Origin of the sequence: Massilia sp. BKSP1R2A-1, from assembly GCF_050586525.1 — a bacterium.
Lineage (GTDB): Bacteria > Pseudomonadota > Gammaproteobacteria > Burkholderiales > Burkholderiaceae_D > Telluria.
The window spans coordinates 1-21767 of sequence record NZ_JBOBRE010000009.1 but is presented as its reverse complement, the minus strand read 5'-3'; the positions used below and the strand labels follow the sequence as shown (position 1 = coordinate 21767).

Annotated in this window: 19 protein-coding genes; 10 read left to right on the top strand and 9 right to left on the bottom strand. The window is 68.1% G+C overall.

What is annotated here, in order from left to right; all coding sequences use genetic code 11:
* Positions 1–68 precede the first annotated feature (68 nt).
* The 4 genes from ACQ7JA_RS14915 (at position 69) to ACQ7JA_RS14900 (ending at position 6270) form a co-directional block, all read left to right on the top strand.
* The gene (locus ACQ7JA_RS14915) at positions 69–908 is read left to right on the top strand and encodes a response regulator (RefSeq protein WP_430899029.1); all 840 of its coding nucleotides are present in this window, start codon (positions 69–71) and stop codon (positions 906–908) included.
* Between the two features lie 127 nt (positions 909–1035).
* Positions 1036–2124 carry a 5-methyltetrahydropteroyltriglutamate--homocysteine methyltransferase gene (locus tag ACQ7JA_RS14910; protein ID WP_430899027.1) on the top strand — a complete coding sequence of 363 codons (1089 nt, stop codon included), beginning with the start codon at positions 1036–1038 and terminating at the stop codon, positions 2122–2124.
* On the top strand, positions 2121–5138 hold the full coding sequence (locus tag ACQ7JA_RS14905) for an ATP-binding protein (protein ID WP_430899025.1): 3018 nt from the start codon (positions 2121–2123) through the stop codon (positions 5136–5138). Before ACQ7JA_RS14910 ends, ACQ7JA_RS14905 begins: the two co-directional genes overlap by 4 nt.
* Positions 5139–5265: 127 nt before the next feature.
* Complete coding sequence (locus tag ACQ7JA_RS14900; protein WP_430899023.1) at positions 5266–6270, top strand: diguanylate cyclase domain-containing protein; 1005 nt, start codon at positions 5266–5268, stop codon at positions 6268–6270.
* A 194-nt stretch (positions 6271–6464) separates the two neighbouring features.
* On the opposite strand, the gene ACQ7JA_RS14895 is transcribed toward ACQ7JA_RS14900, so the two are convergent.
* Positions 6465–6914, bottom strand: a complete 450-nt coding sequence (locus tag ACQ7JA_RS14895; RefSeq protein ID WP_430899021.1) for a hypothetical protein — start codon at positions 6912–6914, stop codon at positions 6465–6467.
* Between the two features lie 262 nt (positions 6915–7176).
* On the opposite strand from ACQ7JA_RS14895, the gene ACQ7JA_RS14890 reads away from it, so the two are divergent.
* Positions 7177–8799, top strand: a complete 1623-nt coding sequence (locus tag ACQ7JA_RS14890) for an ATP-binding response regulator (RefSeq protein WP_430899019.1) — start codon at positions 7177–7179, stop codon at positions 8797–8799.
* A 170-nt stretch (positions 8800–8969) separates the two neighbouring features.
* Here the strand turns inward: ACQ7JA_RS14890 and ACQ7JA_RS14885 are convergent, their stop codons facing one another.
* Positions 8970–9425 carry a hemerythrin domain-containing protein gene (locus ACQ7JA_RS14885; protein WP_430899017.1) on the bottom strand — a complete coding sequence of 152 codons (456 nt, stop codon included), beginning with the start codon at positions 9423–9425 and terminating at the stop codon, positions 8970–8972.
* Positions 9426–9604: 179 nt separating this feature from the next.
* Between ACQ7JA_RS14885 and ACQ7JA_RS14880 the strand changes: the two genes are divergently transcribed.
* The gene (locus ACQ7JA_RS14880; protein ID WP_430899015.1) at positions 9605–10315 is read left to right on the top strand and encodes a sensor histidine kinase; all 711 of its coding nucleotides are present in this window, start codon (positions 9605–9607) and stop codon (positions 10313–10315) included.
* An 18-nt stretch (positions 10316–10333) separates the two neighbouring features.
* Here the strand turns inward: ACQ7JA_RS14880 and ACQ7JA_RS14875 are convergent, their stop codons facing one another.
* Positions 10334–11635, bottom strand: a complete 1302-nt coding sequence (locus tag ACQ7JA_RS14875) for an NAD(P)/FAD-dependent oxidoreductase (protein WP_430899013.1) — start codon at positions 11633–11635, stop codon at positions 10334–10336.
* Positions 11636–11818: 183 nt separating this feature from the next.
* Between ACQ7JA_RS14875 and ACQ7JA_RS14870 the strand changes: the two genes are divergently transcribed.
* Positions 11819–12802, top strand: a complete 984-nt coding sequence (locus ACQ7JA_RS14870) for an aldo/keto reductase (RefSeq protein WP_430899011.1) — start codon at positions 11819–11821, stop codon at positions 12800–12802.
* On the opposite strand, the gene ACQ7JA_RS14865 is transcribed toward ACQ7JA_RS14870, so the two are convergent.
* The 4 genes from ACQ7JA_RS14865 to ACQ7JA_RS14850 form a co-directional block, all read right to left on the bottom strand.
* Entirely contained in the window at positions 12803–13189 is a 387-nt protein-coding gene (locus ACQ7JA_RS14865; RefSeq protein ID WP_430899009.1) for a VOC family protein, read from the bottom strand. It abuts the gene before it with no gap.
* A gap of 180 nt (positions 13190–13369) precedes the next feature.
* On the bottom strand, positions 13370–13849 hold the full coding sequence (locus ACQ7JA_RS14860) for a hypothetical protein (protein WP_430899007.1): 480 nt from the start codon (positions 13847–13849) through the stop codon (positions 13370–13372).
* A 134-nt stretch (positions 13850–13983) separates the two neighbouring features.
* Entirely contained in the window at positions 13984–14754 is a 771-nt protein-coding gene (locus ACQ7JA_RS14855; RefSeq protein ID WP_430899005.1) for a LytR/AlgR family response regulator transcription factor, read from the bottom strand.
* Positions 14747–16012: a sensor histidine kinase gene (locus ACQ7JA_RS14850; protein ID WP_430899003.1), complete on the bottom strand. Its 1266-nt coding sequence runs from the start codon at positions 16010–16012 to the stop codon at positions 14747–14749. The genes ACQ7JA_RS14855 and ACQ7JA_RS14850 overlap by 8 nt, the downstream gene beginning before the upstream one ends.
* A gap of 218 nt (positions 16013–16230) precedes the next feature.
* Between ACQ7JA_RS14850 and ACQ7JA_RS14845 the strand changes: the two genes are divergently transcribed.
* From ACQ7JA_RS14845 to ACQ7JA_RS14835, 3 genes are all read left to right on the top strand, one after another.
* Positions 16231–16917 carry a hypothetical protein gene (locus ACQ7JA_RS14845; RefSeq protein ID WP_430899001.1) on the top strand — a complete coding sequence of 229 codons (687 nt, stop codon included), beginning with the start codon at positions 16231–16233 and terminating at the stop codon, positions 16915–16917.
* A gap of 65 nt (positions 16918–16982) precedes the next feature.
* The gene (locus ACQ7JA_RS14840; RefSeq protein WP_430898999.1) at positions 16983–17105 is read left to right on the top strand and encodes a hypothetical protein; all 123 of its coding nucleotides are present in this window, start codon (positions 16983–16985) and stop codon (positions 17103–17105) included.
* Between the two features lie 49 nt (positions 17106–17154).
* Complete coding sequence (locus tag ACQ7JA_RS14835; RefSeq protein WP_430898997.1) at positions 17155–18402, top strand: DEAD/DEAH box helicase; 1248 nt, start codon at positions 17155–17157, stop codon at positions 18400–18402.
* Between the two features lie 152 nt (positions 18403–18554).
* Here the strand turns inward: ACQ7JA_RS14835 and ACQ7JA_RS14830 are convergent, their stop codons facing one another.
* Positions 18555–21227: a GNAT family N-acetyltransferase gene (locus ACQ7JA_RS14830; RefSeq protein WP_430898995.1), complete on the bottom strand. Its 2673-nt coding sequence runs from the start codon at positions 21225–21227 to the stop codon at positions 18555–18557.
* Between the two features lie 72 nt (positions 21228–21299).
* Positions 21300–21689 (bottom strand): hypothetical protein, encoded by a 390-nt coding sequence (locus tag ACQ7JA_RS14825; RefSeq protein WP_430898993.1) that lies wholly within the window; start codon positions 21687–21689, stop codon positions 21300–21302.
* Positions 21690–21767 lie beyond the last annotated feature (78 nt).

The following is a 21767-nucleotide window of genomic DNA, read 5'->3' as shown; positions in this document are numbered from 1 at the left end:
CGAAAAGGCAACACTGTGGCATTTGGTGTACGATGACCGCCATGTTTTCGTTCCTACAACACTCGCCCATGCCTGAGAACGTCCCGTCCCCGCGCGCCGCAACTTCCTTTGACTGGTCCACCAGCGTCCTGGGCGAGCCCGCGCGCTGGCCCGCCCCCCTGCGGGTGGCTGCCGATCTCTTGCTGAACTCTCCCCTTCCCGGCCTGCTGGTCTGGGGCCGTGAAACCGTGCTGGTCTTCAACGAGGCCTACGCCGCACTGGCCGGCATCGGCGGCGGCCGCGTGCCCGGCGGCTCGGTGCCCTCGGTGCTGCCGCCTCCGCTTTCGAGCGCCGGCGCCGCCCTGCAGCAGGCCTGGTCCGGCCAGCCCGCCATGGTCGCCGGCGCCGCACCTGCCTTCCGCCATGCGGACGGCATGCGCGAGCACCGCTGCGACCTGTGGCTGACGCCGGTCCACGACGGCGCCCAGGTTGCCGGCGTGATGGTCGTCCTGGCCCCGCCCGCCCCGGCCGCGAGCGCGCCCGAGACGGCGCCCGAAGACAGCAGCCTGCGCATCCTGGTGGTCGAGGACAACCTCGATTCCCAGTACCTGGTGTGCGAGATGCTCAAGGCCTTCGGCCACGAGGCGGACGGCGTGGCGCATCCGAACGACGCCCTCGAACTGCTCGGCAGCCGGCGCTACGACGTGCTGTTCTCGGACGTCAGCCTGCCCGGCATGTCGGGGGTCGACCTGGCGCGCCAGGCCGTCGGCAACCAGAATACGCTGAAGGTGATCTTTGCCTCGGGCTATGGCGACACCCTGCTGCGCCAGCTCGACTTCCCCTACCTGTCCCTGCAGAAGCCCTACGAGCTGGACCAGCTCCAGGACGCCCTGGCCAAGGTCGCGCGCCTGCCGGCGCACGGCGGATAAGAGGCGCGGGTCTGGTCTTGCCCTTGGTAATCCCGCCCCAAGCCGGCCTGGCTGGGCTACAATGGCCTGGCCCCGATTCCCGTTTGCCGCCCCGGCGCGGCGCACCGCATTTCCAGCCAAGCCAGCGATGATGATCCCGACCGAAGCCATCGGCAGCATCCCCCGCCCGCCCGAACTGGTCGCCGCCGTGCGCGCCGGCCTCGACGCGCGCGCGCTCGCGCCGCTGCTCGACGAAACGGTGCGCGCGACCGTGGCCGCCCTGGAAGCGACGGGGGCGCCAGTGGTCTGCGACGGCGAACAGGGCAAGCTGGAGAACTTCTGGAGTTACCCGGTCCACGGCGCGCCGAACGCGGCGCCGGACGGCTTTCGCATTCCGGCGAAACTGTCCTCGAACGACGACGCCCGGCACCGCATGCCGCGTCTCGCAAGCGGCCCCTTCCGCTACCAGTGCTATGCGGACAGCTTCCTGGCCGCCGCGCGCCGCCACGCGACCAGGCCCCTCAAGCAGGCCGTGATCTCGCCCTCGGCACTGTCGCTGATGTATCCGCCCGACGGCATCCCCGGCTACCCGCGCGAGCAGTTCCTGGAACACCTCGTGCACGAGCACGAGACCGAGATCCGGCGCTGCCTGGCTGCCGGCGCGCACAAGGTGCAGGTCGATTTCGCCGAAGGTCCGCTGGCGATGCGGCTCGACCCGAGCGGCGCCCTGCTGGCCAGTTTCGTCCACCTGAACAACCTGGCCCTGCGGCGATTCTCGAGCGCCGAGCGGGCCCTGATCGGCCTGCACGTCTCGCCCCTGGGTATCCAGCCCCCGGGCGGCGCCGATAGCACGCAGGAGGGCGAGGCCGACTACGCCGAGCTGCTGCCGGCGCTGTTCGAGATCCGCGCCGGCAGCGTCTACATCGCCATGGCCGGCCAGCCCGATCCCGAACGCGTGCTGCGCATCGCGCGCGACTACGCCCGGCCCGAGCAGCGCGTGTTCGTCGGCGTCACCAACCCGGCCGACCCGCAGGTCGAAAGCGCGCGCCAGGTGGCCGACCGGCTGCTGCTGGCGGCCGAATACCTGGGCCCGGAGCGTCTCGGCAGCACCGACGACAGCGGCTTCGCGCCCTTCTACGACGACACCCGCATCTCGCGCGAGACCGCTTTCGCCAAGATCCGCGCGCGGGTCGAGGGCAGCGTCCTCGCGGGCAGCATCCTGGAGCGGGCCGCATGAGCGACGAACAAGAGCTCGAGATGATGCGCTCCGCCGCCCTGCGCAATGCCCAGAGCGTGCTGGCCGCGCGCCAGCGCGCCGAGGAAGAGCTGATCGCCGCCCAGGAAGCGCTGCGCCGCGCCAGCGAGCGCATGGAGAACATGCTCGAGAGCCTGTCGGACGGCTTCTGCGCCGTCGACCGCGACTGGCGCATCACCTATATCAACGGGCGCGCCCTGCAGATGATCGCCCCGCTCGACAAGAGCCGCGCGGGCCTGGTCGGCCGCAATCTGTGGGAAGAGTTCGAGGACCTGCACGGCACCTCGGTGGCCGAGGACTGCCTGCGCGCGATGCAGCAGCGCGAGACCGTGGTGCGCGATTTCTATTACCGGCGCCTGGGATGCTGGCTGGAGATGCGTCTGCATCCCTCGCCCGACGGCCTGACCCTCTACTTCCAGGACATCACCCAGAGGAAGCTCGACCAGCAGGCGCTGGTCGAGAACAATACCCGCCTGCAGGTGGCGCTGGCGGCCGGGCGCCTCGGCGACTGGCGCTGGGACGCGGCCTCCGACCGGGTGCTGCTGGGGCCGCGCGCGGCCGGCATCCTCGGCCTGCCGGCCGACACCCCGCTGCCCTGGCCGCAGCTGCGCGCCCGCCTCCACCCCGAGCATCGCCTGCAGGTGAGGCGCGCCGTGCTGAAGGCCTTCAAGGCGCGGGCCGACCTGAACATCGAGTGCCGGCTCGCGCACGACACGCCCGAGGCGCGCTGGGTGGCCCTGGTCGGCCGCCCGGACTATGCGGGGGCCCAGGACCTGCTGGCCGGCATGACCGGCGTGGTGCAGGACATCAGCGGCAGGAAAAGCGCCGAGGACACCTTGCGCCAGAGCGAGGAACTGCTGCGCGCCCTGGCCAACACCATCCCTCAGCTGGCCTGGATGGCCGGGACGGACGGCGCCATCGTCTGGTTCAACGACCGCTGGTATGCCTATACGGGACGCACGCCCGAGCAGAGCGTGGGCTGGGGCTGGCAGGACGCGGTGGCGCCGGATGCGCTGGCCCGGCTCGACCAGCGCTGGCGCGAGACCGTCCAGCGCGGCGAGCCCTTCGAGATGGAATTCCCCCTGCGCGGCGCCGACGGGCAGTACCGCTGGTACCTGACGCGGGTGAGCGCGGTGCGCGACCGCAACGGCCGGGTCCAGCGCTGGTTCGGAACCAACACCGACGTCGACGACGTCAAGCGTACCGAGCAGGCGCTGCGCGACGAGTCCCACGTGCTCGAACTGCTCAACAACACCGGCAGCATCCTGGCCTCGACCCGCGACCTGCGCTCCCTGCTGCGCGCCGCCACCGAGGCGGCCCTGGGCATCAGCGGGGCCCGCTACGGGGCCTTCTATCACGTCGCCGAGGAAGGCGAGGGAACGCTGTTTTCGACCACGGCGCCGGGCGGCGAGGCCACGGCCGGGTTCACCCAACTGCCCCTCGCCGAGGCCCTCGCCCGCTTCGGCCCCGCCCTGCAGGCGCGCCGCACGCTGCGCGCGGCCGACCTCGAGGCGGGACTGGCGGGCCCCGCCCTGCCCTTCGGACCGGTCGCGAGCTTCATGGCGGTGCCGGTGCTGGCGCCGTCCGGCGAGCTGCTGGGCGCCATGCTGTTCGGCCACCCGGACGCGGACGTGTTCAGCGAACGCAGCGAGCGCATCGTCACCGGCATCGCGGCGCAGGCCGCGATCGCGGTCGACAACGCCCGTCTCTACGAGGCCACCGCGCGCGCCGCCGAGGAACGCAAGGTGCTGCTCGAGAGCGAGCGCGAGGCGCGCGCCGAGGCCGAGCGCAGCAGCCAGATGAAGGACGAATTCCTGGCCACCCTGTCGCACGAGCTGCGCACCCCGCTGTCGGCCATCCTCGGCTGGTCCCAGGTGCTGCGGCGCGGCAGCCGCGACGGCGCCGACCTGCAGCGCGGCCTCTCGACCATCGAGCGCAACGCGCGCGCCCAGGCCCAGCTGATCGAGGACCTGCTCGATATGAGCCGCATCACCTCGGGCAAGGTGCTGCTCGACATGCAGACCATCAACCCCGCCACCTTCATCGACGCCGCCATCGAGACGGTGCGGCCGGCGGCCGACGCCAAGCACATCGTGCTGGAGAAACGTTACGACCCGCAGGCCGGCGGCCTGCTGGTGGCCGGCGACAGCGGCCGCCTGCAGCAGGTGATCTGGAACCTGCTGTCGAACGCGATCAAGTTCACGCCGCGCGAAGGGATGGTGACCGTCGAGATCGCGCTGCGCGCGGTCGAGGGCGCCGACACGGTCGCGATCACGGTGCGCGACAACGGCGCCGGCATCCGGCCGGAATTCATCACCCACGTGTTCGAGCGCTTCCGCCAGGAAGACGCCTCCATGACGCGCCGCCACGGCGGCCTGGGCCTGGGCCTGTCGATCGTCAAGCACCTGGTCGAACAGCATGGCGGCACGGTCCATGCGGAAAGTCCCGGCGAAGGCCAGGGTTCGAGCTTCACGATCGAGCTGCCGCGCGCGCAGGCGCCGGCGGGACGCGCCGAAGGCGCCCTTCCCGCGCCGGCGCAGGCTACGCCGCAGCCCCAGGAAGCGGCGGCCCACGACCTTGCCGGCCTGACGGTGCTGGTGGTCGACGATGCGCGCGACGGCCGCGAGCTGATTGCGCGTATCCTGACGGATTGTCACGCCCGGGTGCGGGTGGCGGCCAGCGCGCGCGAAGCCTTCGACGCCTTGCGCGCCCACCGCGCCGACGTATTGATCAGCGACCTGGGCATGCCGGAATTCGATGGATTCGAGCTGATCGGCTGGGTGCGGGCGCTGCCGCGCGAGGCAGGCGGCCAGCTGCCGGCCATCGCCCTGACGGCCTTTGCCCGTCCGGAAGACCGTCTGAAAGCCCTGGAAGCGGGTTTTTCGACCCATATTTCGAAGCCGGTCGAGCCGGGCGAGCTGATTGCGGCGGTGGCGTCGGTGGCCGGGCCGGGGGTGCGCCAGGCGGCCGGAAAGTCGCGTGTCCATGGTCCTTGACGCTCCTACCCCGACACGCGGCGCTGTCCTACAAGAAATTTTGTAGGGTTTGCTAGACTATGAAGAGATGGGATGTACCTATTCCGATTGGACATGTGGTGATCCCCCCAGAGTAGAAGAGACGAGCATGCCGAGCAGACAAGACATTTTGAACGCGAAGATCCTGGTGGTGGACGACTCGCCCGACAATATCGAGCTGATGGAAGAGATATTGCGCGAGGAAGGCTACACCTGTGTCAGCTCGACGATGCTGCCGGAGCAGGTCTGCCCCTTGCACCGGGAACACAACTACGACCTGATCCTGCTCGACCTGCAGATGCCCGGCCTGAACGGCTTCCAGGTCATGAAGGGCCTGAAGGAAATCGAACAGGGCGGCTACCTGCCGGTGCTGGCGCTGACGGCGCAACCCAGCTTCAAGATCGCCGCCCTGGAAGCGGGCGCGCGCGACTTCATCAGCAAGCCCTTCGACCTGCTGGAGGTGCACAAGCGCATCCACAACATGCTGGAAGTGCGCCTGCTCTACAAGGAACTGGCCCAGTACTCCAAGGCCCAGCAGGAACTGGCCCTGCACGACGCCCTCACCGGCCTGCCCAACCGCCGCCTGCTGGAAGACCGCATCGAAACGGCCCTCCAGCACGCCAACCGCAGCCATTCCAAGGCCGCGGTCATGTACCTGGACCTGGACGGCTTCAAGGCGATCAACGACACCTACGGCCACGCCTACGGCGACGACATCCTCAAGATGGTGTCCCAGCGCTTGCTGTCGAGCTCGCGCAAGGAAGACACGGTGGCGCGCCTGGGCGGCGACGAATTCATGGTCGTGCTGGGCGACATCCACACCCTGGCCGACGCCCAGGGCCCGGCCGCCAAGCTGGTCGAAGCCCTGTCGGAACCGTATTTCATCAACGACCTGACCCTGCGCCTGTCGACCTCGATCGGCATCAGCATCTATCCGGACGACGCCGACACGGTGGACGCCCTGATCAATATCGCCGACTACGCCCTGTACGAGGCCAAGCGCGCGGGCAAGAACCGTTTCTGCTCGCCGGCGGCGAACCGCCAGGGCGCGGCCAAGATGCCGTCCACCCAGGCCGCCACGCCGGCCGCGGAAATGGCCGCGCCCCACCGCTGATCCATTACGCCGCCCCGCCGGGTGCGCGGCTCAACCGATCGATCTGTCCTGCCTGCGGCCTCGACGCCGCATGCGCCTTCAGGCAGCTCCTGAACTGCCGCCTTCTCCATTCCTGCGAAATTTCAGCGCGCAACAAGAAAAGGCCACCGGCAGCCTGCGCCGCCGGTGGCCTTCACATACCGCCGGAATGCTGATCAGCGGTTGCCGCCCTCTTCCTTCTGCAGGTAGCCGGTACGGATCGCCGCGTTCCCCAGGGCTTCCTCGTTGTGGGCCTCGATCGACTGCACGTGCTGGTGGTCGGTGCTGGCCTCGACCTTGTCCGGCGCCACTTCGATGCGGGTGATGCCGGCGTCGACCGAGATCGGGTCGCTGGCCGGGAAGGTCATTTCGACGGCGTCGTCGAGCAGACCCTCTTCCGCCTGCTGCTTGGAAGACATGCCTTCGCAGCCGGACAGCGCCTTGATGGCGATGGCGTAGTTCAGGACCTGCAGGTTGGCGAGATCGCCGACGGTGTGCACGCCGATGCCGGCGAAGGCTTGCGCCTGTTGTTCGTTGACGCCGCACAGGGCGGTCAAGGGCGCTTTGACCAACTCGCTAAAAGATTTGCCGTGGAACTGTTGATTTACGATAGAGTCGATATTCATGGAATGTCCTTTCATGTAGGCAGCCCCGTCCTTCGTGGATACGGTTGAACTGGACGATTCCACTATCGCACAAGCCCTCCGTGACGTATGTGCGGCACCGTACATCGTTCCATGCGCACGATTGAGTTTTTTGCTCAATTGCACTGATTTGGGCGTGATATCATTCGCTGTTATTACGGCCAATTTCTTTAACGAAACACTCTTGCTCTGATAATATCTTTGCTGAAGGCACGACCCTTTTGGCGAAAGCATCGCAACCATCGTGGCACACACCGATAAACCGAAGATCTTGGTCGTCAACGACGACGCCGCCAGCCTGCTTGCGCTGACCAGCCTGCTCGATCAGTGGGCCGACGAGAGCAATTACACCGTCCATTCCGCCCGTTCCGGCCAGGATGCCCTGCGCCAGGTGCTGCTGCACGATTTCGCCGTGATCCTGCTCGACGTGAATATGCCGGGCATGGACGGCTTCGAGACCGCCGAAGCCATCCACCAGCGCGCGCGCTCGGCCGACATCCCGATCATCTTCGTCACCGCCTTCCTGGCCGACGAGATCGATCGCCTGAAAGCCTACCAGCGTGGGGCGGCCGACTTCCTGTTCACCCCGGTGATCCCGCAGGTCCTGCACGCCAAGGTCTCGGTGTTCGTGGCCCTGGCCATGAAGAACGAGCAGCTCAAGCGCCAGGCCGAGAAGCTGTCCCAGCGCACCACCGAGCTGACCGCGACCAACCGCCGCCTGGTGCGCGAGATGGAAGAACGCCGCGACGCCGAACGCAAGAGCCACGCCAAGGACGAATTCCTGGCCATGCTCGGCCACGAGCTGAGGAATCCCCTGTCGGCGATCAGCAGCGCATCGAGCCTGATCGGCCTGCCGGGCGCGAACAGCGAGACCGTCGGCCGCGCCAAGCAGATCATCCAGCGCCAGAGCCAGCACCTGTCGCGCATCGTCGACGACCTGCTCGATCTGTCGCGCGCGATGTCGGGCAAGATTCTCCTGGCGCGCAAGCCGACCGACCTGGCCAACCTCGTCGCCGGCTGCATGGAAACCTTCCGCGCCACCGGCCGCACCGCCGGCTACCGCTTCAGCGTCGACCTCAGCCCCGGCTGGGTCGACGGCGACCCGACCCGCCTCGAACAGATCACCTCGAACCTGCTCGACAATGCGCTCAAGTACACGCCGAGCGGAGGCAACATCGACATCCAGCTGGCCCAGGAAGGCGAGGACGTGGTCCTGAGCGTGCGCGACACCGGCGTCGGCATCCCGGCCGAGCTGCTGCCCCAGGTGTTCGACGTCTTCGTGCAGGGCGCGATCTCGATCGACCGCTCCCAGGGCGGCCTGGGCATCGGCCTGTCCCTGGTGCGCCGCCTGGTGGAACTGCACGGCGGCAGCGTCGGCGCGCACAGCGAAGGCAGCGGCCACGGCAGCACCTTCACGATCCGCCTGCCGCGCACCGAGCCGGCGCTGGCCCCCCAGGCACAGCAGACGACCCTTGGCGACAACAGCGGCAAGCCCTCGGTCCTGCTCATCGAAGACAATGAAGACGGCCGCGAGATGATGGCGACCATGCTGGCCGCCCATGGCTTCCCGGTGGACCAGGCGGCCGACGGCCTGCAGGGCGTGGCCGCGGCAATGGCCAAGCTGCCGGCGGCGGCGCTGGTGGACATCGGCCTGCCGGGCATCGACGGCTACGAAGTGGCGCGCCGCCTGCGCAAGGATCCAAGCACGCGCGGCATCCGCCTGATCGCCCTCACCGGCTACGGCCTGGCGGAAGACCAGCGGCGCGTGCTGGAAGCGGGCTTCGACCGGCACCTGGTGAAGCCGGTCAGCATGGAGCAGCTGCTGGAAGCACTGGCGCCGGCGAACGTGCAGGCGCACGCGGCCTGATTCCAGGCTTTCGAAAAGTTGGGTAGGGTGGGCGGCTCGTGTTTTGATCCACCGGACCAAAACACCCCACGCGGTGATTGTTGGCAGCAAGATCATTCGGTGCGAGAGCGAAGCCGATATCGATCACCGCGTGGGCGAGAAACTCGCCCACCCTGCGAAAGAAGTGCTGCTTATTGCAGTTCCGCGGCGCGCGCCGCCATTTCCTCGCCCAGGGCCTTCAGGTCCAGCTTCAGTTCCTTCATCTTCGGGAACATTTCCTTCTCTTCTTCCTCGACGTGGTGGTCGACCAGCTCGCCCAGCACTTTCACCTTGGCGTCGTACAGGTCGTCGCCCGGGTCCATTTCCTGGATCTGGGCGATCAGGTCCTTGGCCGATGCGTGTTCAACCACGGCCTCGTCCACCATGTCCTCGGTTTCCTCGGTCGCCTCGCGCACGGCCGGATACAGGATTTCTTCTTCGATCGTGGTGTGCATGATCAGGGCCTGGCAGATCTCGTCGGCCAGCTTCTTCTTGCTGACCTTGGCGCGGTCGGTCATGTTCTCGAATTTTTCGAACATCGCGTGCACGTCGCGGTGCTGCGCCGTGAGCAGCGTGATGGCATCCTGCGTCTTGTTTGCGGTCGTCATGGTAATACCCCCGTTGTTGTTGAGTAGCGTGGCCGATATCAATACCAGCCCACGCTTCCAGCTTGGCCGGAAACTGCTGTGCACACCGTTCGGCAGCGCACGCTGCTCCGGTCCGCTTTGCGCGCCGCCGGATCGCCAACTGTTGTATTATTTTGGGAAACATTTAACCCGAGCCTACGATGACCGAACCGGCACATCCGCAGCCCGCAACCGGCGCGGACCGCACCGCTGACCTCGCCGAAATGCTGGGCTATCTCGCCGCCTGCTGGGACGAGGAACGCCGCCTGCTGGCGCGCCAGCTGCACGACAGCCTCGGCTCGTCGATGACGGCGCTGACGATGCACCTGGCGCTCCTGACGCAGCACATCCCGGCCGACAACAAGGCGATGCGCGACCGCAGCGCGCAGATGAAGACGCTGCTTGCGAACATCATCGAGACCAACCGCAAGATGCAGCTCGAGCTGTGGAACGACAAGCTCGAGTTCCTCGGCCTGAAAGCGGCGCTGGCCGAACTGGTGCCTGACTGGGGCGCCGCCACCGGCGTCACGGCCCGCGCCAGCCTGCCGGACGAGGACGGCAGCTATACCCGCACCCAGGGCGTGGTGCTGCTGCGCTGCGCCGAGGAAGGCCTGCGCAACGTGGCCGCGCATGCGCAGGCGACCGAGGTCGAGGTGGTGCTGGACGACGATGGCGAGCAGATCATGCTCACCGTGCGCGACAACGGCCGCGGCCTGCCGCAGCACGACGCGGCCCGCGAATCGAACAGCTGCCACGGCCTGCGCCTGTTGCGCGAGCGCGCCCGCTACCTGGGCGGGACGCTCGAACTCGGCCCGGGCGAGCGCGGCGGCGCCGTGCTGCGCATCACGCTGCCGAAGAGCGCCCCCGCCTGAGCCGGCCGGCCCAGGGCATCAATGCAGCTTGACCAGCGGCGTCGCGCGCCGCACCAGGAAGCGCGCCAGCGCCAGCACGCCGGTACGCATCGTGCCCAGCACCGCGCGATGGTGCATCAGGTGCAGGCTGGTGTACATCATGCGCGCCATCGTCCCCTGCACGAACCAGCTGGCGCCGCGCAGTGAGCCCATCAGGCTGCCCACGCTGGTGTCGCGGCCGACCGACACCAGCGAACCGTAGTCGCGGTATTCGTACGGCACATCCTGTGGCGGCTCGCCCTTCGATTGACGCAGCAAGGTCGTGACCAGGTAGTCGGCCTGCTGGTGGGCGGCCTGGGCGCGCGGCGGCACCGCGTTGCCCTTGCCGTCCACGCAGGCGGCGCAGTCGCCCAGCGCGTACACATCGGGCACGCCCTTCACCCGCAAGTGGGCGTCGACTTCGACCTGGCCGCCCTTGGCGGTCGGCAGGCCGAGCGTGGACAGGAGGTCCGGCGCGCGGATCCCGGCCGCCCACACGCACAGATTGGCCGGATAGACGTTGCCGTCCTTGTCGATCACGCGGTCCTTGTCGATCTGGGTCACGCGGCAGTTGGCGACCACGCGGATGCCGCGCCTGGCGAGCAGGTCGGTCGCGGCGGCGGACACCTTCTCCGGCAGCGGCGCCAGCACCCGCGGCGCGCCTTCCAGGATGGTGATGCGCACGTCGCGCCTGACGTCCAGCTGGTCGAAGCCATAGGTAACGTAGGCGCCCGAGGCTTCGCGCAGTTCGGCAGCCAGCTCCACGCCGGTGGCGCCGCCGCCGATGATCACGACGTCGAGGCCACCGCCCTTGCCTTCTTCATGGTCCTGCTCGGCCGCCAGCATCAGGCGCAGCATGCGCAGGCGGAAGCGCTCGGCGTCCTCGGTGGCGTTCAGGGAAATCGTGTGTTCCTGCGCGCCGGGCACGCCGAAATAATTGGAGACGCTGCCGATGCCCAGCACCAGCGAGCCATACGTGAGGCGCCGCTCGGGCAGCACTTCGTCGTTGTCCGCGGCGGCGACGATGGCGCCCACGGTGATGCTGCGGCTCCCGGTGTCGAGCGCCGTCATCGGGCCGAACACGAAATTGAAGCCGTTGTCGTGCGCCAGCATCTGGTAAGACAGGCCTTCCTGGTGGATGTCCAGGGTCCCGGCCGCCACTTCGTGCAGCGAGGGCTTCCATATATGGTAGAGACGGCTGTCCACCAGCGTCACTTTGGAAGGGCCCAGCTTGCGCCCCAGTTTGCAGGCAAGTTCCAGTCCCCCGGCCCCGCCTCCCACGATCACGATATCGCTACGCAAGCTTCACCTCCGTCATGGCGCCCGTCCGGCAATGCCAGCACATGGGCGATGTGGTGATTCTAATACGTATTCATGAGTCAGGTAGTGCGGCACCCCGCATTGTCCGCATGCGGCGTGCGCGCCGCCATTCCTCGCCGCGCGCTAGCATGGGCTGGACATGTTCAAGACACGAAAGGAATCCACGTGACACAGCGCTACCAACCGATCACGCGACTGGGGCTGGGCGGCACCGGGCTCGGCGACATGTACCACAAGACCAGCGAAGAATCGGCGAAAGAGACCGTCGACGCGGCCTGGGAGGCGGGCGTCCGCTACTTCGACACCGCGCCGCATTACGGCACGGGCCTGTCCGAGCACCGCTTCGGCCAGGCCTTGCGCCAGCGTCCGCGCAAGGAGTACACCCTGTCGACCAAGGTCGGGCGCATCCTGGTTCCCGACCTGGACGGCAATATCGAGGAGCCCTTCGTCTCGTCGATGCCCTACCGCCGCGTCGTCGACTACAGCGCCGATGGCGCGCGCCGTTCGGTCGAGGACAGCCTGCAGCGCATGGGCCTGGGCGCGATCGACATCGTCTACGTGCACGACCTCTCGCCCGACCATTTCGGCGAGCAGTTCGACCACTACTACCGGATCGCGGCCGGTCCCGGCGGCGCCTTCGAGGGCCTGGTGCGGATGCGCGAGGAAGGCCTGATCAAGGCCTGGGGACTGGGCGTGAATACGGTCGAACCCTGCCTGCGCGCCCTGCGCGATTCGAACCCGGACATCTTCCTGCTGGCCGGGCGCTACACCCTGATGGAGACCACCCCGCTCGACCAACTCTTCCCCCTGGCCGAAAAGAGCGGCGCGCGCTTCGTGCTGGGCGGGCCCTTCAACTCGGGTTTCCTGGCCGGCGGCGACCGCTACGACTACCAGCCGGCCAGGCCCGAACATCATTTGAGGCGCGAGCGCCTGCGCGCGGTGGCGGGACGCCACGGCGTGGACCTGGCGGCGGCCGCGCTGCAGTTCGGCGCCGCGCATCCGCTGGTCGCGGCGACGATCCCGGGCGCCAGCAGCACGCGCCACCTGGAGCGCAACGCGGCGCTGATGGCGGTGACGATACCGAAGGATTTCTGGGAGGAGCTGCGCGCCGATGGCCTGCTGGATGCGCGCGCTCCCGTGCCGGCCTGACTATTGGCCGGGCGGCGGCTGCCAGAGCTCGACCTTGTTGCCTTCCGGGTCGAGCACCCAGCCGAACTTGCCGTACTCGGAATCCTGCACCTCGCCGACCACATTGCAGCCTTCTTCGCGCAGGACCCTGAGCAGGGCCTCGACGTCGGCGACGCGGTAGTTGATCGTGAATGGTGCGCTGCTGGCGGGCGGCGGGTCTTCGCCCGGACCGGAGATGCTCCAGATCGTGGTGCCGCCGGTCGGCTTGCCCTCGTCGTCGGTCCAGCTGAAGGCGGCGCCGCCCCAGGGCTGGACCTCGATGCCGAGGTGGGTCTTGTACCAGGCGCGCATGCCGTCCGCGTCCTGGGCCTTGAAGAAGATGCCGCCGATACCCGTGACGCGTTTCATCCCTGCCCCCTTGTCTTGTCATGAAGGAGCAAGTCTACACCCGGGCAGCCCGGGTGTGTTGCCATATCGACAGGCTTAGAGCGCCTAACAATTCCCCCCATGGCTGCGTTGGATCGTCTCGCCGTACTGGCGTACTGTCTTCGACGATCCGCCTTGCCCTGGGGGTTTTGTTAGGCGCTCCTAGTCGTGGCCGCGGCCGTGGCCCTTGCCGTGACCGTTGCCGTGGCCGTGGCCGCGGTCATGGTCGCGGCCGTGTCCACGGTCGTCGTGGCGGTCGCGGCGGTCATGACGGTCGTGGCGGTCATGACGGTCGTAGCCGCCATGGCGCTCGCGGTAGCGCGGCGCGTAGACGTCCGAGTACCAGCGGTCCTGCACGAACAGCACCGGCTGGCCGCAGGCGCCGTACTTGCGGCAATGCTTGCGCCAGTTCTTGCGGTGGCCCGGCGGCACGCGCAGGTAGACCGGCTGGGCGCGCGCATGGTAGTGGCGCTCGATGATGACCGGTTCGCGCACATAGACCGGCGGCGGGCCGTAGTAGCCGTCGCCGATGTCGATGCGGCCGTAGAAGCCGGGCTGGCCGACGCTGATGCTGACATTGGTCTGGGCCAGGGCCGGGACCGATGCCGCCGCCAGGGCTGCGCAGAGAAAGAGTGCTTTCATGATGGGTCTCCGTGTGTCGTTGGCAGGACTTTACCACCGGAAATTGACGGATTCGGTTAGCCAGCCCACACTCTTACACTCTGTGCATGCTTTCACATCTGCTTACAATCGTCGGACGGCTCGCTGAGGCTGCCTTACATGTTCTTGAACAGGGTCATGAAGGGCTGGCTGACGGCCAGCGTCTCGGGCCGGTTCTTCAGGCGCAGGGTGCCGCGCCCGCTCTCGTCGCGGGTGACCCCGAAGACGCAGCGCATGTTGACGATGGTCGAGCGGTGGACCTGCTTGAACATGGCCGGGTCCAGTACCTCGAGCAGGTCGCGGATGGGTTTCCTCAGGAGCGCCTCGCCGTCCGCCGTCATCACCACCGTGTACTTGCTGTCGGCCTGGAAATAGGCCACGTCGTCGACCATGATCAGGCGGGTCTCCTGGCCGCGGCTGGCGGTCAGCCAGACCAGGGGCGGCGTCTTCGGCTGGGGCGGCGCCACGGATTGCAGCTGCTGCAGCAGGGTGTGCAGCTGGCCGATGTCCTGGCCGCCGCGCGCCAGGCGCTCGCGCAGCCGCCCCACCGTCCCCGCCAGGCGCTCGCGCGCCACCGGTTTCAGCAGGTAGTCCACGGCGCCGCGCTCGAAAGCGTCGATCGCGTACTGGTCGTAGGCGGTCACGAACACGACCTCGGTCTTCATACCCGCGTCCAGCATGCTCGACGCCACTTCCAGGCCGGACAGGCCCGGCATGCGGATGTCCAGGAAAGCCACCTCGGGCTGGTGGGCGGCGATGGCTTCCAGCGCGCTGCCGCCATCCTCGCAGGCAGCGACGATCTCGAGTTCCGGCCACACCTGGCCAAGCAGCTGGACCAGGGATTCGCGCAGCAGCGCTTCGTCTTCGGCGATCACACATTTAGGCATGATGGACTCCTGCCTGCACGGTGTTCGGCACGGTGATGGTGGCCGCCACCCCGCTCGGGAAGTTGGCGACGATCGAGAAGCTGGCCACGCTGCCGTAGGCCAGGCGCAGGCGCTCGCGCACGTTGCGCAGGCCGACCCCGGTGCCGCCGCCCTCGGCGGTGAAGCCGCGGCCGTCATCGGCCACCGTCACGGCCACCGCAGTGTCTACCTGGCGCGCCAGGATCCACACGGTGCCGCCGCCGGGTTTGGGCTCCAGGCCGTGCTTGATCGCGTTTTCCACGAGGGTCTGCAGCATCATGGTCGGGAACAGCACACCGCGCAGGGCGTCGGGAATGTCGACCTGCAGCTGCAGGCGCGGGCCCATGCGGATCTTGAGGATGTCGAGGTAGGCCTGGGCGCGCTCGAGCTCCTCGCCGATGGTCGAGGGCGCGTCCTCGGTGCGCGGCAGCGAATGGCGCAGGTACTGGATCAGGTTGCCCAGCATCTCGTCGGCTCTGGCCGGGTCGCTGCGGGTCAGCACCTGGGCGCTGGCCAGGGTGTTGTAGAGGAAGTGGGGCTCGACCTGGGCGTGCAGCAGGTTCAGCTTGGCGACGGTCAGTTCCTTCTCGGTGGCGGTCTGGCGCACCCTGGCCGCTTCTCCCCGGCGGCGCTCCGCCACGCGGCGGGTGATGGCGCGGGCGATGGCTTCGGCGTTCTCGAGGTTGGTGCCGTGGTCGACCAGGAACAGGTCGGTCCAGGCCGCCCCTTCGGGCTCGCAGATCAGGGTGACGCTGCCGGCGTCGTCGCCGTTGGGCGTGACGGTGGCCAGGATCTGGTTGCGGCGCGCACCGAAGTGATCGAGGGGGAAGTAGGAGGACTGGTTGCGCCCGCCGTAGGGGTCGATGCGGGTGACCTTGGCGCGCACCTGCAGGCTGTCGCGCGCCGAATCGACGATCTCGGCGCCCGGCAGTTCACGGATGGCGGCGTCGATCAGGTCGAAGGCTTCGCCGGCTTCAAAAGGGATTTCGATCTGGCGGCGCTGGCGGTTCGACAAGGTGGTGCTGTTGAGGGCGCCGGCGATCAGGCGCACGCGGCGGATGTGCGAGAACACGCCGGACGCGATCCAGGTGCCGAGCAGCAGGGCCACGATGGCGAAGTAGCCGCCGGGGTCGCGATCGAGCGGTTCGAAGATGGTCTCGTTGATGAGGATGCACAGGAACAGGTAGCTCAGCAGCCATGCAGCGAGCAGCCGGATTAGGTGGATGAAGCTTGCAATCATGATCGTCTCTCAAGGGTCAGGGCAGCGCCAGATTAGTCCTGGTCTTCATTGCCGGGTGACATTATGCGACGGAGCGGGGGTAGCGGCGACGAAACCGGGGGCAAGGGGAACAAAAAAACGTTGTGCGCGCCCCTCACATTCGGGAGAGCCGCTCGCCCGGGGACCCGGCAGACGCTACAATCGCAGGTTGACCGCAACCACAGAAGGTTTATTCCAGCATGGCAAGCAAGCACATCGTATTCCCCTTCGCTGCACTCGCCGCATTCGCGGCAAGCAGCGCCGCCCAGGCCCAGGTCGGCGCCGCCGTGACCGCGGATATCGGCACCACCGGCGTCGGCGTCCACCTGGTCGTCCCGATGGAGAGCACCCTGAACGGCCGCTTCGGCATCAACTACTTCAAGCACGACTTCGACAAGCGTTCCGGCCTGGTCGACTACCACATGGACGGCAAGCTGCAGACCTACGACGTGCTGTTCGACTGGTACCTCATGTCGCAGAGCAGCTTCCGCGTGACGGGCGGCCTGATGTACAACGGCACCCGCTTCAACGCCAAGGGCAAGGCGGCCGGCGACGGCAAGTTCACTTTCAACGGCAACACCTATACCGCCGCCGACGTCGGCACCCTGAACGGCGAAGTCACCTTCCGCCGCGCCGCGCCCTATCTCGGCATCGGCTGGGGCAATGCCCTCACGCCAAACAAGCGCTGGAACTTCAACAGCGACATCGGCGTGTTCTACCAGGGCAAGGCGCGCGTGAACCTGGTCTCGCTGGGCTGCACCACCTCGAACGCCGTCTGCGGCGCCCTGGCGCGCGACGTCAACGTCGAGGAACTGCGCCTGTCCGAGGAAGCCTCGGACTTCAAGGTCTATCCGGTGCTGCGCGCCAGCGTCTCGTACAGCTTCTGATAGCATTTTTATATGCACATCGACGCGGGCCGGAGTATGATGGAAGCTCATCTCGAGGAGCCATCATGCATCCGCGCCGCGTCCTGATTCCCGTGCTCGTCCTTGCCGTGCTGGCGCTCAGCGGCTGCAAGGACCAGCGCGACCCCGCCAAGCCGATCGTCGACCTCTCCATCCTGTTGGCGAACTGAAGATCACTGGTAAACTGCGGCCTGTTCATTTATCCGCTGCAGCTACTCCATGACCTTTGCCTCCCTGGGACTGATCGACCCGATCGTCCAGACCCTCGCTTCGCTCGACTACACCACCCCGACCGCCGTCCAGGAACAGGCGATTCCCGCCGTGCTCGCCGGCAAGGACGTGATGGCCGCTGCCCAGACCGGCACCGGCAAGACCGCCGGCTTCGCCCTGCCCCTGCTGCAGCGCCTCGTCAAGAAGACGTCGAAGGTGAGCCCGAACGCGGCGCGCGCCCTGGTGCTGGTGCCGACTCGCGAGCTGGCCGAGCAGGTGCACGAGAGCTTCAAGGCCTACGGCGCCGGACTCGCGCTGCGCACCATGGTGGCCTACGGCGGCGTCAGCATCAATCCGCAGATGATGAACCTGCGCAAGGGAGTCGACGTGCTGGTGGCCACGCCGGGACGCCTGCTCGACCTGCACCGCCAGAACGCAGTGACCTTCAACGAGGTGCAGACCCTGGTGCTGGACGAGGCCGACCGCATGCTCGACCTGGGCTTCTCGAAGGAACTCGACCAGGTCTTTGCAAGCCTGCCGAAGAAGCGCCAGACCCTGCTGTTCTCGGCCACCTTCTCCGACCAGATCCGCGCCATGGCCAATCGCCTGCTGCGCGAGCCGGTGCGCATCGAGGCGACGCCGCGCAACACCACGGCCTCCGCGATCAAGCAGTGGCTGGTCCCGGTCGACAAGAAGCGCAAATCGGAACTCTTCCTGTATCTGCTGAAAAAACACGCCTGGCCGCAGGTGCTGGCCTTCGCCAAGACCCGCAAGGGCGTCGACGAGCTGGTCGGCCTGCTCGAGGCCAAGCGCATCAGCGCCGACGCCATCCACGGCGACAAGCCCCAGCCCGCGCGTTTGCGCGCGCTGGAGCGTTTCAAGCTTGGTGAAGTGAAGGTGCTGGTGGCGACCGACGTCGCCGCGCGGGGCCTGGACATCAGCGACCTGCCGGTGGTGGTCAACGTCGACCTGCCGATCGTCGCCGAGGACTATGTGCACCGCAGCGGGCGCACCGGGCGCGCCGGCGCCTCGGGCGAAGCGGTATCGCTGGTGTGCGCGGACGAGGTCGAGCAGCTGGCGGCCATCGAGGCCCTGACGCGCCAGACCCTCGAGCGCGTGGAGGAGCCGGGCTTCGAGCCGGATCACCGCGTGCCGGTGACGGAAGCGGGCGGGAAGATCGTCAAGAAGCCGAAGAAACCCAAGAAGCCGAAGGGCGAGGTGAAAGTCGTGCAGGAAGACGTGCGCTTCCGGCGCTGAAATATTCTTTCATTCCGAAGCCCGATTTGAAATAATCTTTCGCAGGGTGGTCGGCTTCGCTGACCGCCCGTTCAACTCACGGAAGATTCGCCACGATGCACGCCGGAGCTGGACGCGCGGTCGGGGGACCCGGCTGCGCGCCCCGGACCACCCTACAACACCAAGCGCATCTCGCGCATGCCCTCCTCGTCCTTCGTCCTTACCGTAAACCCGAGCTTCTTCACCATGCCGGTGATACGCGAATTCTGCGGCAGCGCCTCGCCCACGATCTCCCGGGTGCCGCGCGAACGGCAGTAGTCGATCAGCTTCTGCATCATGATTTTTCCGAGTCCCATGCCCTTCAGGTCCGAGCGCACCGTCACCGCGAATTCGGCCGTGATGTTGTCCGGGTCCGCCACCACGCGGCCCACGGCCAGGGTCTCGGCCACGCCCTCGCTGTTCTTCCGGGTGGCGATGAAGGCCATCTCGCGGTCGTAGTCGATCTGCGTGAAGCGCGCCAGCTGCGAAGGCTGCAGCTCGCGGATGCGCACGAACATCCGGTAGCGCACGTCGTCGGGCGTGAGCGCATCGAAGAAGGCCAGGTGGGCCGGGCCGTCCTCGGGCCGGATCGGGCGCAGCAGCAGGGGCCCGCCGTTCCAGTCGATGGTCTCTTCCAGCTCGCGCGGATAGGGGCGGATGGCGAGGCGGTCGAGGGTGCTGCCCGAGCGGTCGGCCAGGGCCAGGCGCATGCGCGCGTCCAGCACCACGCAGCCACGGCTGTCGGCCAGCAGCGGGTTCAGGTCCAGTTCCACGATCTCGGGGATGTCCGAGACCATGCGCGAGACCTGCACCAGCGAGGCGAGCAGCGCGTCCATGTTCACCGCCGGCCGTCCCCGGTAGCCCGCCAGCAGCCTGGCGACGCGCGTGCGGTCGACCAGGTCGCGCGCCAGCACCAGGTTCAGCGGCGGCAGGCCGACCGAATGGTCGTCCGTGACTTCCACCGCCACCCCGCCCTGCCCGAACACGATCACCGGCCCGAACACGGGGTCGAGGGCGGCGCCGACGATCAGCTCGTGGGCGTGGGTGCTGCGCGCCATGGCCTGCACCGAATAGCCCTCGAACTTCGCCTGCGGGAACAGCTCCTCCAGGCGCCGCCGCATGCGCCGGGCCGCGGCGCGCACCGCCTCCGGACTCTCCAGGTCGAGCGTCACGCCGCCGAAGTCCGACTTGTGCATCACGTCGGGCGTGAGGATCTTGACCGCCACCGGATAGCCGATGCGCTCGCTGGCCGCCACCGCCTCGTCGACGGTGGCAGCGCTGCGCGTCTCGACCACCGCGAGCCCGTAGGTGCGCAGGATGGACTTGGTCTCGGGGTCGGACAGCAGGTAGCGTTTCGCGGCGATCGCTTCGCGCACCAGGGCGCGCGCCGCCGCCCGGTCCGGCGCCACCGTGCCGGCCATCGAGGGCGGCACTTCCATCAGGAGATTCTGGTTGCGCCGGTACTGCACCAGCTGCAGGAAACCCGCCACCGCATCCTCGGGCGTGCGGAAGGCCGGCAGGCGCGCGCCCGAGGCGATGGCGCGCGCCTCGCGCACCGCCTCCCCGCCCAGCCAGCACGAGAGCAGGGTCTTGGACGCCGTCTTGACCAGGGGCGCGATGGCGTCGGCCACGTCGCGGCTGGCGACCGTGGCGGTCGGCGACTGGATCGCCAGCACCGCATCCACGCCCGGGTCCTGCAGCAGCAGCTCGAGGGTCTCCCGGTACAGCTCGGGCGAGGCGTCCCCACGCAGATTGACCACGTTCCCGCACCGCCAGCCGGGCGCCAGCCGCGCGTCGAGCTTGTCGACCGTGGCGTCCTGGAACGCGGCCTCGCCCCCGTTTCCGTAGGCCAGCGCGTCGCGCGCCAGCACGCCCGGCCCCGCGCCGTTGCTGACGATGGCGAGGCGCTCGCCGTGCAGCGGGCGCGCATAGGCGAGCGTCTCGGCCGCCGAGAACAGCTGCTCGGTCGTATACACGCGCAGCATGCCGGCGCGCCGGATCGCGGCGTCGAACACATCGTCGCTGCCGGCCAGCGCCCCGCTCTCGCTGGCGGCGGGCGCGGGGTGGGTCTCGCGTCCGGCTTTCAGCACCAGCACCGGTTTGCTGCGCGCCGCCGCCCGCGCCGCCGACATGAATTTGCGCGCATAGCGCAGGTCCTGCACGTAGAGCAGGATGGCGGAGGTGCCGCCGTCGCTGGCCAGGTAGTCGAGCACGTCGCCCAGGTCCACGTCCGCAGAGTCGCCCAGCGCGATGAAGTGCGAGAAGCCGATGCCGCGCATGCGCGCCCAGTCCAGCACCCCGGACATCAGGGCGCCCGACTGCGACACGAAGGCGATCCGCCCCGGCAGCGCGCTGCCGGCCGCCACGCTCGCGTTCAGGCCGCGGCCAGGCGTGAGCAGGCCAGCGCTGTTCGGGCCCAGCAGGCGCAGGAGGTAGGGATGGGCCGCATCCAGCATCTGCTGGCGCAGGCTGCGTCCGCGCCCGCCCCTGCCGTCCACGCCGCTGCTGAGGACCACGGCCGCCCGGGTACCGGCCTCGCCCAGCTGGCGCACGATGGCGGGGATGGTGGCGGGCGGCGTGCAGATCACGGCCAGGGCCGGCGCCTCGGGCAGCTCGGCCACGCCGGCGTAGCAGGTCCTGCCCGCGAGGGTCTCGTACTTGGGATTCACCAGCCAGACCTGGCCCTGGTATCCGCCCGCCAGCAGGTTGTGCAGCAGGGTCGCCCCGACGCTGCCCGGACGCTCCGAGGCCCCGATCAGGGCCACCGACTTCGGCGCGAACAGGTGCTCGAGGTTGCGGACGCTCATGGTGGCCTTTCCTTGGGCTGATCGATGCAGGCAAGCATAGCGCCCCTTGGCAAGGCGGCGCGCACGCACCGCTCAGCAGGCGGCGTCCTCGCTGTTGCGCTTCGGGTGCAAGGCGCGCAGGGCGGGCGCGCGTTCGCGCAGGGCGCGCATCAGCGCGTCCACCATGCCGGGGACGTGCCGGTCGAGGGCGGCATCGAAGCCGTGGGCGGCGACGGCATCGCGGAAGCGGCAGGCCGCCGGCAGTTCGCGCATCGCCACCCTGGCCAGGAAGATCGGCGAATCGATCGGCGGCACGGCGTAGAACACGACGCGAAAGCGGCGGTCCAGCAGCACGCTGCCCTCCAGGAAACGGTCGACGCCGACGTCGTACAGCACCTGCACGACGACCTCGGCGGCGCGGCCGGCGACGTCGTCCTGGGTTTTCCTGCGTCGCGGCCCGAACAGGCGTAACAGAAGCGGCATCTTATGCTCCTCACATGGAGAAAGCATACTAACAGTCGGTCACGATCTTAGCAATTTTATAATCAAAAGGTGTTGTAA